Origin of the sequence: Staphylococcus saprophyticus subsp. saprophyticus ATCC 15305 = NCTC 7292 (assembly GCF_000010125.1) — a bacterium.
Lineage (GTDB): Bacteria > Bacillota > Bacilli > Staphylococcales > Staphylococcaceae > Staphylococcus > Staphylococcus saprophyticus.
This window is the reverse complement of sequence record NC_007350.1, coordinates 475,064-490,204: the sequence shown is the minus strand read 5'-3', so window position 1 is coordinate 490,204 and position 15,141 is coordinate 475,064. Positions and strand designations below refer to the sequence as shown.

14 protein-coding genes and 1 pseudogene are annotated in these 15,141 nt (G+C 34.0%); 3 read left to right on the top strand and 12 right to left on the bottom strand.

Annotated elements, in window-relative coordinates; translation table 11 throughout:
* Positions 1-15 precede the first annotated feature (15 nt).
* The 7 genes and pseudogenes from SSP_RS02205 to SSP_RS02175 form a co-directional block, all read right to left on the bottom strand.
* Entirely contained in the window at positions 16-651 is a 636-nt protein-coding gene (locus SSP_RS02205) for an ABC transporter permease (RefSeq protein WP_002482410.1), read from the bottom strand.
* Positions 651-1,835 carry a betaine/proline/choline family ABC transporter ATP-binding protein gene (locus SSP_RS02200; RefSeq protein ID WP_002482409.1) on the bottom strand — a complete coding sequence of 395 codons (1,185 nt, stop codon included), beginning with the start codon at positions 1,833-1,835 and terminating at the stop codon, positions 651-653. Before SSP_RS02200 ends, SSP_RS02205 begins: the two co-directional genes overlap by 1 nt.
* A gap of 296 nt (positions 1,836-2,131) precedes the next feature.
* Positions 2,132-2,605: a thioesterase family protein gene (locus tag SSP_RS02195; RefSeq protein ID WP_011302415.1), complete on the bottom strand. Its 474-nt coding sequence runs from the start codon at positions 2,603-2,605 to the stop codon at positions 2,132-2,134.
* Between the two features lies 1 nt (position 2,606).
* Positions 2,607-3,572, bottom strand: a complete 966-nt coding sequence (locus tag SSP_RS02190) for a 3-hydroxyacyl-CoA dehydrogenase NAD-binding domain-containing protein (RefSeq protein WP_011302414.1) — start codon at positions 3,570-3,572, stop codon at positions 2,607-2,609.
* Positions 3,572-4,459, bottom strand: a complete 888-nt coding sequence (locus tag SSP_RS02185; protein WP_011302413.1) for a 3-keto-5-aminohexanoate cleavage protein — start codon at positions 4,457-4,459, stop codon at positions 3,572-3,574. The genes SSP_RS02190 and SSP_RS02185 overlap by 1 nt, the downstream gene beginning before the upstream one ends.
* A gap of 182 nt (positions 4,460-4,641) precedes the next feature.
* Entirely contained in the window at positions 4,642-5,202 is a 561-nt protein-coding gene (locus SSP_RS02180) for a TetR/AcrR family transcriptional regulator (RefSeq protein WP_002482405.1), read from the bottom strand.
* Between the two features lie 237 nt (positions 5,203-5,439).
* Positions 5,440-6,032 (bottom strand): annotated as a pseudogene (locus SSP_RS02175) (YdeI/OmpD-associated family protein).
* 187 nt (positions 6,033-6,219) lie between these two features.
* Between SSP_RS02175 and SSP_RS02170 the strand changes: the two are divergent.
* Positions 6,220-7,578 carry an APC family permease gene (locus SSP_RS02170; RefSeq protein WP_011302410.1) on the top strand — a complete coding sequence of 453 codons (1,359 nt, stop codon included), beginning with the start codon at positions 6,220-6,222 and terminating at the stop codon, positions 7,576-7,578.
* A gap of 98 nt (positions 7,579-7,676) precedes the next feature.
* Here the strand turns inward: SSP_RS02170 and SSP_RS02165 are convergent, their stop codons facing one another.
* From SSP_RS02165 to SSP_RS02145, 4 genes are all read right to left on the bottom strand, one after another.
* Entirely contained in the window at positions 7,677-8,849 is a 1,173-nt protein-coding gene (locus tag SSP_RS02165) for an MFS transporter (RefSeq protein ID WP_011302409.1), read from the bottom strand.
* A gap of 260 nt (positions 8,850-9,109) precedes the next feature.
* Positions 9,110-9,883, bottom strand: a complete 774-nt coding sequence (locus SSP_RS02160) for an ABC transporter permease (RefSeq protein ID WP_011302408.1) — start codon at positions 9,881-9,883, stop codon at positions 9,110-9,112.
* Positions 9,880-10,530, bottom strand: a complete 651-nt coding sequence (locus tag SSP_RS02155; protein ID WP_002482400.1) for an ABC transporter ATP-binding protein — start codon at positions 10,528-10,530, stop codon at positions 9,880-9,882. The genes SSP_RS02160 and SSP_RS02155 overlap by 4 nt, the downstream gene beginning before the upstream one ends.
* Positions 10,531-10,618: 88 nt before the next feature.
* A complete protein-coding gene (locus tag SSP_RS02145; protein WP_011302407.1) occupies positions 10,619-11,401 on the bottom strand; it encodes a CPBP family intramembrane glutamic endopeptidase in 783 nt (260 codons plus the stop codon).
* A gap of 195 nt (positions 11,402-11,596) precedes the next feature.
* Here SSP_RS02145 and SSP_RS02140 point away from each other — a divergent pair, with 195 nt between their 5' ends.
* Complete coding sequence (locus SSP_RS02140) at positions 11,597-13,180, top strand: FMN-binding glutamate synthase family protein (RefSeq protein WP_011302406.1); 1,584 nt, start codon at positions 11,597-11,599, stop codon at positions 13,178-13,180.
* Between the two features lie 150 nt (positions 13,181-13,330).
* On the opposite strand, the gene SSP_RS02135 is transcribed toward SSP_RS02140, so the two are convergent.
* Positions 13,331-13,846 (bottom strand): thioredoxin domain-containing protein, encoded by a 516-nt coding sequence (locus tag SSP_RS02135; RefSeq protein WP_041784762.1) that lies wholly within the window; start codon positions 13,844-13,846, stop codon positions 13,331-13,333.
* A gap of 201 nt (positions 13,847-14,047) precedes the next feature.
* On the opposite strand from SSP_RS02135, the gene SSP_RS02130 reads away from it, so the two are divergent.
* A complete protein-coding gene (locus SSP_RS02130; RefSeq protein WP_011302404.1) occupies positions 14,048-15,124 on the top strand; it encodes a M42 family metallopeptidase in 1,077 nt (358 codons plus the stop codon).
* Positions 15,125-15,141: the final 17 nt, after the last annotated feature.

Genomic DNA, 15,141 nt, shown 5'->3' with positions numbered 1-15,141 from the left:
AATGTCCTCCTTAAATTATCTGGATACTTTTAATCCTTTGGGTACTGCCCATTTTTCTACTAATGATAATAGTACATCCACTATTAATGCTAATGCTGTAACTAATACAGCTGCACTCACAATCATTAATGGGTCATATAAGTTCAATCCATTAAATACAAAGTCACCTAAGCCACCTGCACCTACATAACTTGCAAGTGTTGCCCAACTAATGACATAAACAGATGATAATCGAATACCACCCAAGATTAATGGTAAAGCTAATGGTAATTCAACGTCTTTCATTAATTGAAAGCGTGTCATCCCCATACTGATTGCTGCTTCTTTAAGATTACTATCAATATTCTTAACACCTAATACTGTGTTATTTAATATTGGTAGTAGTACATAGATAAATAATGCGACAATGGCCGGTAATTTTCCAACACCAAAGATTGGTATCATTACAGCTAATACTGCTAATGTTGGTATCGTTTGTAATACACCAGCAATTGTGAGAACAATGTTTGAAGTTCTTTTCATTTTGGATAGTATAATACCTAATGGTACTGCGACTACGATTGCAATTAACAAAGCGATCATTGAGATATAAAAGTGTTCGACTGTTTTGGAAATCAGTTGCCCACCATATTGCTCTATGAATTGTTTCATTACTTATCAGCTCCTACATTATCGGGCTCAACAATTGCGTCTTGTGTAGCATCATCGTCTTCATCTGTTTCTCCCCAGATACTGTCATACACGATATCTACTAAGTTTGCTCTCGTAACCAATCCAATTAACGTTTCTTCATCACTATCCACTACAGGTACGTTTCTTACATTTCTTTTCAATATTGTACGAACTGAATCTTGTAATTTACTGTCTATTCTTACGCGATAGATATCGCGTTGCATTGTATCAATCAGTTCTTTATTTCCACGTAAACCTTGATTGATATCTTCAATATCTAAATATCCAAGTAATCTACGATTGTTACCCACAACAAAGATGGTATCAACACGACGATCTCTCATAATCTTAACTGCTTCATTTAATGAGCTATCCGCATGAACTGTTACAGGTTTAATCATCGCATCTTTAACTGTACGCATGTTAGGTCTATCTTGAATCAATCTATTTTGACCAATAAAGTCTCTTACGAAATCGTTTTCAGGATGTCTTAAAATATTGTCTGGCGTATCAAATTGTATGACACGTCCCTCAGACATAATGCAAATTTTATCTGCCAGTTTAATAGCTTCATCCATATCATGTGTAACGAAAATGAAGGTCTTACCTAACTTTTGTTGTAGTTCTTTAACCAAGTCTTGCAACGTATCTCTCGTAATTGGATCTAACGCGCCAAATGGTTCATCCATTAAAATGATATCTTGTTCTGCTGCTAACGCACGCACAACACCGATACGTTGCTGTTGTCCTCCTGAGAGCTGCGAAGGATATCTATCTAAAAATTCTTCTGGTAAATCCACTAATTTTATCAGTTCTTTAGCTTTTTTCTCTTTCTTTTCTTGAGACCATTTTAAAAGTTTAGGTACTAATACGATATTTTCTCTAATCGTCATATGTGGCATCAATCCAATTTGTTGTATCACATACCCAATTTTTCTACGTAGCTCAACTGGGTTCATTTTGCGAACATCTTTGCCATTTATAGCTATTTGCCCTTCAGTTGCTTCAATCATTCTATTGATCATTCTTAAAGCAGTTGTTTTACCACTACCACTTGTCCCTATAAATGCAATAAATTCACCGGCTTCAATCTCAAGTGAAATATTATCTACAGCTTTCTTTCCTCCACCATAGACTTTAGATAAGTTTTTAATACTTAACATGAGTCAATTCCTTTCTATGTACATATTCAATTTCAAATATTTCATAATAAATATAGGACTATCTGTGGATGTTATACAAATACTAAAAAATAAGTAAAAACATGAGCACACATAGCCCTACTTTATTCGTGTGTAAACAATCAAAACAGAATAATCAATTTAGCTTTGATTTTATCATCCTATATATAACAAGATACATTAATAAATAACATTAAACAATTTATAACCAAATATTTGGTTATATAAAATATTTTTAACACCTTTTTATTCAATCGTTTCAAACTCATTCAAAAATTTTATTTACGTTTTATACCAATAAGATGTCCAAGTTCTTTGGGTTGTTTTTTTATTGAAGCATGTTGTGCATAATCATCAATTGCTTTTTGTATATCAGTAGGAAAAGCATCAGGCTTATGCAATTTAGTATTCATTCCCATTAACATAACCTCATAAGTTGCACACTTATCATTTGCTTCATCACTTAATGTCATAAACACATGTAATCTTTTGGCGTCGTAATCAAATAACTCAACTGAAGCAGTAATCGCTTCATTTACTTTAATTTCTTTTAAATACATAACGTGGTTTTCTAAAGTAAAGACAGTGTAGTCCAACGTTTCAATTGTTTGCACATCTAACCCTAAAAATGCGAGCCATGCATCCGTTGCATCACTAAATACACGATTATATTCTGCGTCATTCATATGCCCATTATGGTCGACCCAAGCTTCATTTACATGCGTCTTGTATTCATATAATTTGTTTGTCATTTTATTTCACCGATTGTTGTGTTTTCTTTTTCATAGAGGGTGTATCTTCTGGCCAATATGACTCAGCAAGTTGTTTTACTTTTACTAAGAATTCATTACGTTTTTGGTCAAGTTCCGCCATTGTTTGTCCTTGAGAAGATGATTCACAGCCATTGACCACTTCTTCATACAGGTCCTGTGTTAATTCTGGTGCTACTAATTTAGTCCATGGTTTTTTTAAAGCTGGACCAAATTGTTTCAGCATGTGACGCATACCGCCTTCACCACCGGCCAAATGGAAAGTCATGAATGGACCATATTGTGCATAGCGCAAACCTGCAGCATGTGTAAATGCTTTATCAACTTCTTCCGTTGTCGCTATACCATCATTAACAATGTGCAATGCCTCTCTCCATAGTGCTTCCATTAATCTATCTGCTACATGTCCTTCAATCTCATGTCTAACATGAAGTACATCCATACCAATGCTTTCGTAAATTTCTTCAGCTTTTAATGTTGTTGCTTCCGTTGTTGCTTTACCAGGAACGATTTCAACGAGCGGTAAAATATAAACTGGATGAAATGGGTGGGCTACAATCAATCTCTCAGGATGTTGTAAATTTTGTTGCAATTCTGATGGCATAATACCAGAAGTACTCGAACCAATCGTTGCATCTGTTTTCGCATAAAAATCAATTTCTGTCAGCACTTGATCTTTTAAAGATTCAATTTCTGGAACATTTTCTTGTATATGATCTGCATCTTTAACCGCTTCTTCCAAATAAGGTGTAAATGTTAAATTATCGATTGCAGCGCCTTCTGCTAAACCTAATTGTTCTGCATATGGCCAATTTTGTTTCACTTGTTTTAACATTCTTTCATATGCGCCTTCACTTGGGTCTGTAGCAATGACTTCATGCCCATGAGCTAACATTCTAGTAATCCATCCACTTCCGATAACGCCTGTACCTACAACTGCAAACTTCATTATGCTCCTCCTTGTGGATCTCTTAATTGATATTTTTTACGTGCTTCTGCCGGGGTCATTGGTTCTATATCTAATCCGTTCAATATTTCGACAGCTTTTTCAACTAATTGCTCATTTGTTGCCTTAACACCTTTGGCTAAATATAAATTGTCTTCTAATCCAACACGAACGTTGCCGCCACGCTTTGCTGCTTCTTCAACCGTTGGAAATTGCATTCTTCCAATACCAAATGCTGACCAGTGGGCATGCTCCGGTATACGCGTTTTAAAGTATTCTATCGTTTCTGGATCATTTTCAGCTCCCCAAGGTATACCTAAACAAAATTGGAACATTGGTTCACCATCAATTAATCCTTCACTGATTAATTGCTTAGCGAATGAAATATGACCACTGTCAAAGCACTCTAATTCAGGCTTAACACCAGCCTCTTTTACAAGTTGAGCTTGTTTTCTTAACCAATCAGTTGGACTTAAATAAACTGTATCTCCCATGTTGACACTACCACAATCTAAAGTACACATTTCAGGTAGTAAGCTGCCTATCGGTTCATGTCTTTCTTCTGGTGTTTGTATATCAGATCCTTCTGCAGCGAGATATGGATCTTCAAGGTTTGGAATAAAATCTCCGCCACCACCTGACGTAATATTTATAATAATATCTTCATCTGCAGCTCTAATAAGTCGTACGGCTTCTTTGAAAAATTCAACATCGTGGCTAATACCACCTGTCTCTGGATCTCTCGCATGAATATGTGCAACTGTCGCGCCTGCTCTTGCACATTTTATTGCTGATTCAGCAATCTCTTGAGGTGTTACAGGAACACACTTATTCTTTGCTGTAGTATCTCCAGCACCTGTTAAAGCTGCTGTTAGCATCACTTTTTTCATTGATTATAAACCTCCACAGAGTTATTTAACACATCGCTAAGTGTACCAACCAGACGGTTTAGTTTCAAGTTTTATAAATATAAAAAATAAGGATAAACAACATTCAAAAGTTGATTATCCTTATACTATCAGTGGTTTACATGAATTAAACATTTTATTATTTTTTTATTAATTTAGAACATTTAGCCATTGCTTTCTTGATTTTTATTGGGGTGCGTATATTCGGTTAATCTATTCAAAACTTGTTCTCTCATGTTTTCATCAAGTCCATCTAGTCCAAATATTTCTGAAAGCCACAAACCATCCACTGCCAGACGAATAATTGTAGCGTCTACTTTGTCTAATCCATCATTTTCAATATTAGTTTGCCACTCTTTATAAGTGTCCTGTAAAGGTAATAACAAATTGCTATTAATACCTTGTGCAGCAAGCATTCCTGAGGTAATCGATCCATTTTCTGAACGATGAGATCTCGTCGCTTCAATAAACGCCCGTGCCCATTTCCCTTGGTCTTGTTTATCTGCATGTACATGTCCATTCACATTTTCTCTATATAATTCATCGGCATGATCAACAAGACCTTGAATTAATGCAAACTTGTTTTTAAAGTGATACAATAGCCCACCTTTACTGACACCTGCCTTTTTGGCAACGGCATCTAGCGTTAAATATTCACTACCTTGCTCATCTACAATTGCTGCAGCAGCTTGTAGTAATTGTATCCTCTTGGAAACTCTCGGCATTCATACACCTTCTTTCTCAAAATACGTTTCAAAATATGACTTAACCGTAGTTTTATATTCGAGCAAACTATATACGATATATGATAAAGTTGCAACTTCATTTTTGGATGCTAAACTAAAATGTGTGCTATTTTATCATAACTCAAGCGTTAACCTTCATAAGGCAATCCGCTTTGTATTTTTGCATACGTCGTTCACATGATAACTTCTTTTACTTATACAAATGCTTTCAAGTATTTAATCATTCATGCCTTTGCCATCCAATATATAATCAATATATTTTTCTACTCGATTTTCACGTGTTGCCGCTCTCTTTGCCTGACCAATATGATACATATATTGCCTTTGTCTACCAGGCGTTAAGTTATTGAATGCTTCTTTTAATTCTGGCATTGCATCTAATTTTGCTTGTAATTCTTCAGGCATATCATAGTCTTCAGTTTTTTCATAGGTACTTTCTTACCTGATTTTTCTATTCTAATCGCTTCTTCAACATACCATTTAATCTCGTCTCTACGTTGATTAACTTCATCTAAACTTTCGAAACGTAATTGTCTTGCTGCTTGTACATTTTTAGTTTGTTGTATAAGTGATTGATAAGGATCTTCCATAATAGCACCTTTTTCAAAAAGTAATGCGCAATAATGCTTAAAGTCTTGTATGATAACGACATTTTTATCATCTAACGTGTAGCAAGGATGCATCCATTTATAATCTTCAGTTAATTCCGTTTCATTTATAATTTCACGTAAAATTTTAAATTCCTCTTGCCATTGTTTCAATCTATCAATAAATGCATTTACTTTAATATTTTCTTTTTCATTAGTCATAAAAATTACACCTCTTAATAATTTTTTTATTAACTTTATTCTACTATGAAAACCTTTTATTTATCTATAATTAGCTTTTTCAAAAACTTAACTCTTGTTTTCCGATAAGTTTACTATGAATTAAGGGATAATTATGTTATAATTTTTTTATTATTTTTAAAAATACATATAATTTAGAGGTGATTGAATGCAACAAGCAACAAACTTAAAAAAAGTATTAGGCTTTACGGATGTAATGGGTATTGCTATAGGTCAAATTATCGGTGCTGGCGTCATGTCGCTAACAGGCATTGGCATACAAATGACCGGAAGTGGTATCACACCCGCATTTATCTTATCCGCAATCATTACATTACTAACGATGTTCCCAATTGCCATATTAGGATCCACATTACCTACGACTGGTGGTATGTATCAGTATACAAGTCGTTTATTGTCCCCTAAAATCGGGATATTTTGGTTATTATTATTCATCTTTTTACAGGTTACATTATCTTTATATGCTTTATCATTCGCACAATACTTAGAAGGACTCTTACCAGGTATTCCTGTTAGACTTGTTGCTTTTGCCTTACTTACCATTTTATTTATTGTTAATATCATTGGTATTAAGTCAGCATCTATCATTGGTAATTTAATGGTTGTCATTCTAATTATTGCTTTGTCTTGTTTTATCATTTTCGGTCTGCCACATGTGGATTTTGGTGTTTTTAATATGCATGCCATGCTTCCGGATGGATTCACAGGATTCTTTACTGCCGTTGGGCTTGTTTCGTTTGCAACTGGTGGCGCGCAAGTTGTTGCTGAACTAGGTGGAGAAATGAAAAATCCAAAAAGAGATATTCCAATAGTCATTATCATTGCAACTATATTTGTAGGTTTGTTATACGCTTTTATCGCTTCTATTGCTGTAGGGGTACTACCAATTCCAGAGGTTGCTGGCAGACCATTAACGAGTGTTGCGCAAGAAGTCTTGCCGACCCCAGTATTCATCTTCTTCATGGTTGGGGGCGCAATGTTCGCATTAGCGACTACACTCAATTCAACGTTTACTTGGGTAACTAAAAGTTTATTAGTTGCAATACACGATGGTTATTTACCTAAACGTTTAGGTAGTGTGAACAAACGATTTGGTACACCTCATTGGCTTTTATTACTTTTCTACATTATTGGTGCATTACCTATTATTACAGGTATGTCACTAAATGTTGTAGCACAGTTAGGTACTGGGATTTCATTAATTGTTTTTGCTTTTCCAGCTTTAGCTTCTACGCAACTACCCAAAAAATATCCAGATGCTTATAAGCAATCGCCATTTAAAGTACCCTATCCAATACTTGTAACGATGGCAATCATTGCTATTATTGTGCTATTGTATCAATCTTATTTATTAATTTCTGATTTAAAAATAGGTTATATTATTGGTACATTAATTTATATTTTACTTTCCGCTATTATTGCGCAAGTTTCTAATAAGAAAAATAAAATTGCACTTAGCGATATTCATTTTAATACAGCCCAATCAATAGAAAAATCAACTTTATAAATTAAAAAAAGGACTTACATCCTCTCTTCTACATTGAGAATGTAAGTCCACTTTTATATACAAAGCACTGTTCATTTTATAAGTGTAATTGATTTACCTTAGGCTCTATTAAATTTAGTCATTTGCTTTAGACTAATGATTAAAATAAAAGCTACGAATGCGATGGCTGCAGTGAAGTACGTAGTTGCTAAAACATCTATTTTAGAAACAACTAGACCACCGACAATACCACCAATGCCGATACCCGCATTTAAACTAGACATATTCCAACTCATCACTTGGCTTGTATCACCTTCAACATGTTCTATAATACCACTTTGAACAGCTGGATTTGTACTCCATTGCATGATATTCCATATGAAGATAATCATTAATAATACGCCTGTCACTGATAAGAATAAATTCAACAGTAACATCATCGTGATAAATATAATAGTGGCAATCGTTAGCCAACGTTTACTCGTCAATTTATCTGAAAGGAACCCACCCATCGATGTTCCAATAACACCTGCAACACCATTGATTAATAATACAATCGATACGAAGGATAAGTCATGACCACTTGATAACATAAGTGGATTAATATAAATAAATGTCACAGAATTTGCAACTAGCAATAAGAATGTGATAGCTAAAAACTTAGCGACTTCTCCTGGTCTAAGTATTTTAGAATAATTACTTTCACGCTGCTTAGTACTAGACTCTGTATTTACCGTTTGATATTGAGGTTGTGGTACATAGAAATACATCAATATACCTACTAACACACTTACAAAGACAATAAATAAGAATGTATATCTCCATCCAACTAAGTCACCGATAATTGTCCCAATTGGTACACCAAGTACATTTGCGCCACTAAAGCCTGAATAAACAATACCTATCATTTTCCCTCGATGTTGTGGCGCAGTTAATAAAGCTGTTAGCGCTAATATTTTAACCACGATAAGTGCTGCTGCTGCAGATGATATGATGCGTCCAAATACTAAAATAGAAAAATTAGGTGCAAAAGCAATGATCATATTTCCGACAATAAAAACAAGCAATGCATATAATAATACAGGTCTTGGAGAAAACCGATTCGTTATTTTCACTAATATAGGTCCTGCAATGGCAAATGTGATGGCATAAAGCGTCACTAACTGTCCAATAATCGCTTCCGAAACATGCAAGTCAATGCTCATCAAATTCATAATCCCTGCAACCATCATTTCAACCATACCTACGATAAAGATACTCAAAATAAAGGTGGCAATTCTCATAATCGACATCTTTTCACTCCTCCCTTAAATTAAGATGTAAATTTTTACATAACTATTACATTATAAACCATACGTCAACACATTTGAACACTTCTGAATTTGCTCTCACAGCAAATATCCAACCATACAAAAAAAGAACCTGAGACATCAATAGATATCTCAGATTCGTGTTTATATTGAAACATAACAATAAAGCTCTGCTCAATTCTTTTTAAAATTTTTATTAAAATGCTGAACAGTGCTTTTTATACTCGCCGTCTATCCAATATTTATGCGTCTTCTTGGTTTAAATGTCTACTTATCAGTTGATCGCGGTGATTAAAGAATTGTTTATAACTTAAATAAGTCGCAATAAGCGCAGACATAATCGTCGCAGTTGTGTGAATAAAGACAACCATTAATTGAAATTTAACAGCTTGTAACGGCTCTACGCCTCCAATAATTAAGCCGGTCATCATACCTGGTATCGAAACAATACCATACGTTTTAACGGAATCAATTGTTGGTACAATCGCCGTTTTCACACTATTACGTATCGTTTCTTTAGAAGATAATTTGGGATTCGCACCAAGTGCTAACTTAGATTCAATTTGGCTCATTTCTTTCACAAATTCTCTATCTAAATTTTGATAGGCTAAATTTATAGCAATTAAACCATTACTACCTAGCATACCTGCAATCGGTATCACTTCATTAGGCTTAAACTCTATCGCCCCTGTTAAAACGACACCAACTAGAGGTAACGCTACACCAACAAAAATGGCAACAAACGAAATCCAAAATACATGATGCATTACTGGAGATGCTCTACTAATTGTATTCCACGAAGCATTAATAATAATGACTAGTACAAATACGATTAATAGCCATGTTTGATTCACACCAAATATAAAATGCAATAGAAAGCCGAGAATAATTAATTGAATAATTGCTCTAACCGTCGCAATTAATAAATCTTTAATAATATGTAATTTTTCTTTGTAAGAAACAATAATCGGAAAAAGTAAGAGGAGACCCGTTAATGCTAGTGCAGTTGTACTCATGATAAACGCTCCTCCTTATCGATTTTGCCATCCACAATTCTAATTTTCTTTTTAAAATGTCTATTACTTTGATCATTACTATGTGTAATCCATAAAATAGCAACGCCTTCATCAGCCAATTTAAAGATTAAGGATTCTATTTTTTCACTATTATGCACATCCAAAGCACTTGTCGCTTCATCTAGAAGCAATACCTTTGGTGTGTACATGAGTTGTCTCGCTATCGTAATACGTTGTCTTTCACCACCGGATAAATGTTCAACACGTGTATTAAAATTATAATGACCTAAACCTACTGTTTTCAATAAACGTTTAGCTTGTTTACGATCGAATTTATCTTGTCTAACTTCTGCTGGAAAAGCTAGATTTTCTCCGATAGTTCTATCAAATAAATCACTTTCTTGTAATAGATAACTTACATTCATACGTAGTTGTTCTGGGTTTATTTGTTCGTAAGGCTTATCATTTAAATATAGTTCTCCTTTTGTTGGGCTAATCAAATTACTAATCAAACGCAACAATGTACTTTTACCACTTCCGGAAGGCCCTACAATTGCTATCGTATCGCCTGCCTCAATTTTTAAATTTATATCATTGATAATATCCCGGTTATCTATCTTATATGTTATGTTTTTTAGTTCTAACATAGAAGCCCACCTTTTTTAATTTCTCGCATTACTATTCCCTAACTTTTCAATTTTAATAGCTTGTTTCATCAATAAGCTCAAAAATCATTTATTTTAAAATAACGATAGCTATAAATGATATGAGATTATTTAATGCATGTAATGTTATTGAAACAGCCAAATTCATTCCGCTCTTCACATATACAAAGGCTAAACCAGCCCCAATGATGAGATAACTACCGATTTCAAATGGTGATGTGGCACCTAACACATGCACATTTGCAAATAATATCGTTGAGAGTATCGAGGCAACAGTATATGTTATCTTTTTGCCTAACTCATGAATAATTAAATGTCTAAATAATAGTTCTTCGATGATTGGTGTGAGTATGACAATATCTATAAATAGAAATGGTAACATCCAATTATTTTCAAACATTTTTTCTAAAAGCATTTGATTTTGAGTTTCTGTATATTGCAATCCTTTAGGTAAAAATTCCATCATCCAATCATATAAACTATTTAATCCAAGTGTGACAATATAAGTCGCCACGATGATAAACAGATATTTAGGGATTGCATGAATGCGTTGGTTGGAAATCGGTATTAAACGATCTTTTAAATGCATTGCATAAAAACTAACTAATATAACGATTTCGGCAAGCAAGCCACCCATAATTAGTATGTTTTCATCAGTTACAAAAGCTTCATTTTTAAAATTAAATACTGAATAGACAATATATATAGCAGCAAATAACAAGAGTGGCATGATGTTATTCGCTAATAAATAAATTGGAATAAGCCAAAAATCTCTTTTTACAATTTTTTTGTTATCCCAAACACTTTTATCTTGCTGATTATTATTTTTTAATTCGGTTGATTTCTCAGTCATATGACACCTTCCTAATTCGTACATATACTAAATATATCATGTCTACTTATAGTGTATATACAAATTATTAAATTTTTTATCAACTTCCTTTCTAAAATATTATAATCTCAAATAACTTACTTATTCAACTCACTATATTATTGTAATATGTTCATTTTGTTGTACTATATAATTAACATAGGGGGGCTGATTTTTATGACTATATTAACTACCTTGCAATTTATCGTTAATATTATAATTGTATTCTTTTTATTTAGTGTTCTGGTAATGGGGGCAGTGTTACTTTTTAAAGATAAACGACAAAAGCAACATAGTGTGCTACGCAATTATCCACTACTTGCACGCATACGTTATTTTGGAGAAAAAATTGGGCCTGAATTACGTCAGTATTTATTTTTGGCTGATACCAAAGGTAAACCATTTTCAAGAAATGATTTTACAAATATTGTCGTTGCGGGTAAATATAATTCTAGAATGACAAGTTTTGGAACACAACACGATTATGAAGATGGTTTTTATATACAAAACACGATGTTTCCTTTACAAACAGCTGAGTTACATATCGACCAATCACCTATGATTTCTTCTTTTATTTATAAAATTGATAACGAACGCTTGTTTAACCGTGATGAACATAGAACAAAAGTTGAAATAGATCCTTACTATTTATCAGATGAAGACCAAATTATATTAGGTGCTCAACTTGAGCATCCATTTAAAATAAAACGTTTAGTAGGTCAATCGGGTATGAGTTATGGCGCTTTAGGTAGCCGTGCTATCACTGCCCTTTCAAAAGGGCTGGGTCAAGCTGGTACATGGATGAACACGGGCGAAGGTGGTTTATCGGAACATCATCTATCTGGAAACGTTGATATTATATTTCAAATTGGACCAGGCTTATTTGGTGTTCGTGATAAAGCAGGAAAGTTTGACCAACAAGCTTTTATCGATTTATCCCATAATCAACATATTAAAGCATTTGAAATCAAATTAGCACAAGGCGCCAAAACACGTGGTGGCCACATGCAAGGCAACAAAGTCACAGAAGAAATCGCTTCTATAAGAAAAGTAGAACCTTGGGTGACAATAAACTCACCTAACCGTTTTGAGCATATCGACAGTCTAGATGCCTTATTGAATTGGGTCCATGAATTACAACAAACCGGACAAAAACCTGTTGGCTTTAAAATGGTCATTAGCAAAGTATCTGAAGTAGAAAACCTTGTTCGTACAATGGTTGAAAATCAGCAATATCCTAATTTCATTACCATCGACGGAGGAGAAGGCGGTACTGGTGCAACATTCCAAGAATTAGAAGATGGTGTCGGCTTACCTCTATTTACAGCGCTTCCTATTTTAACAGCATTATTGGAAAAATATGGTATTAGAGATCAAATTAAAGTTTTTGCATCAGGCAAATTGATAACGCCAGATAAGATAGCTATCGCATTAGGACTTGGCGCAGACTTGGTAAACATCGCCCGTGGCATGATGATTAGTGTTGGGTGTATTATGAGCCAACAATGTCATATGAATACTTGTCCAGTAGGTGTGGCAACGACTGATCCTAAACGTGAAAAAGGATTAATCATCGATGAGAAAAAATATCGTGTCACTAATTTTATTACAAGTTTACATGAAGGCTTATTTAATATTTCTGCAGCTGTAGGCGTAGATTCCCCTACAAAAATTACAAAAGAACATATTATCATTAAAAATAAAGATGGTGGTATCCAATCTATACAAGACTATAAATTAAAATTGATTGAACACGCTTAACTGATTAAGTTCGCTAAAGTTAAAATAAATAATAAGCATTGAACTACTCAATACTTTTGCAATTCACATTATTTAATCCAAGCTAAGCCAAAAAAAATCTCAAACGTTAAAGTAATCACTTTAACGCTTGAGACTTTTTTATTTTATAGATTACTTTAATTTAGAAATAGCTTCATTTAACAATGACTCAATTTTATCTTGTTCATCTTTTAAGGGGTTAAATTCAAATTTTTCGTTATTAATAAATACAGTGGGTATCCCTTTAATACCGCGTTCAAATGTTTCTTCATTGATTGCTAAAGAGCGTTCATCTGCATCTTTTTGAGGTGTTAAATTAAATTCATTTGCCATTTTATCTTCAACTGTGGCAAAACTTACTTTCCATTGATCTTGTGTATCGTATAATTGGCGAATAATTGCTAATGTTTCTTCAGGCTTGTCATAATTTAAATGAATGTTTGCAACTGTTCCTTTTAATAATGCTTGTTTTGTTTTATCAAAATGTTTAACGACATGTTGCACTTCACCTGACTCAATATGAGGTGTGAGTGCATGATCTGCTGCTTTAAAATAGTTCTTGCAGAACGGACATGCAAAATTGATAAACGACTCAATTGTTATTGGCGCATTTTTCGAACCAAATGTTAGATGTTTAACTTCTGTCATAATTAATCCCTCCACTTTATCTATAATACTATTGAAACATGACACATTACATATTGCACTCATTTAGTCTTAGTATTTCAGTAAGGATTAACAATCATTATTGTTTCTTATGATTTGAATTTGTATTCAATCAAAAAACTATATTATTAAATTCTAAATGGTAAAATATAGATACACATTAATTTTTAAGGGGGAATTCTTATGAATGATTCAGTAAAATTACTAAAATCACTAACGGATGTCGATGGCATTGCTGGACACGAAATGGCAGTCAAAGCATTAATGAACGATTATTTAATACCCGTAAGCGATGAAATTATCGAAGACAATCTTGGTGGTATTTTTGGTAAAAAATCAGCTACTAATGGAGATAAAACATTAATGGTTGCAGGTCATCTAGACGAAGTTGGTTTTATCGTTACTAAAATTGATAACAATGGTTTCTTAAAATTCACACCCATTGGCGGTTGGTGGAACCAGGTCATGCTTTCGCAAAAGGTAACGATTACAACAGATGAAGGTAAAAAAATCAGAGGTATCATCGGTTCAAAACCCCCTCACGTATTATCACCAGAGGAACGTAAAAAAACAATTGATATGAAAGAAATGTTTATTGATATTGGTGTTAAGAGTAAAAAAGAGGCAGAACAATTTGGCATCGAAATCGGTAATATGGTGACGCCATACAGTGAATTCGAAACATTGGCTAATCAAAAATACTTAACTGCTAAAGCATTTGATAACCGCTATGGCTGTGCACTTGCCATAGATGTATTACAAAATTTAAAGAATGAAGCGATAGATATCAACTTGGTGGCTGGCGCAAATGTACAAGAAGAAGTCGGTCTGCGTGGCGCCAAAGTTGCTGCCAATAAAATCAAACCTGATTTGGCAATTGCCGTTGATGTTGCCATTGCTTATGATACGCCAGGTATGTCAGGCCAAGTCAGTGATACGGCTATTGGTAATGGGCCGGTTGTGATTATTATGGACGCATCCAACATTGGTCATGTTGGTTTCACAAAACATATTAAAGACGTGGCTAAAAAACATAATATTACTGTTCAATTAGATACCACTGCTGGTGGCGGTACTGATGCCGGCAGCATTCATGTCGCTAATGAAGGCACACCAACCGTCTCTATCGGGGTTGCATTGCGTTACATGCATTCTAATGTGTCCGTTTTACACACAGATGATTATAAAAATTCGGTAGCGCTTGTAACTGAGATTGTAAAATCATTAAATAATGATGTTGTCGATCAAATTATCTGGTAATATTCGCTAACCTAATT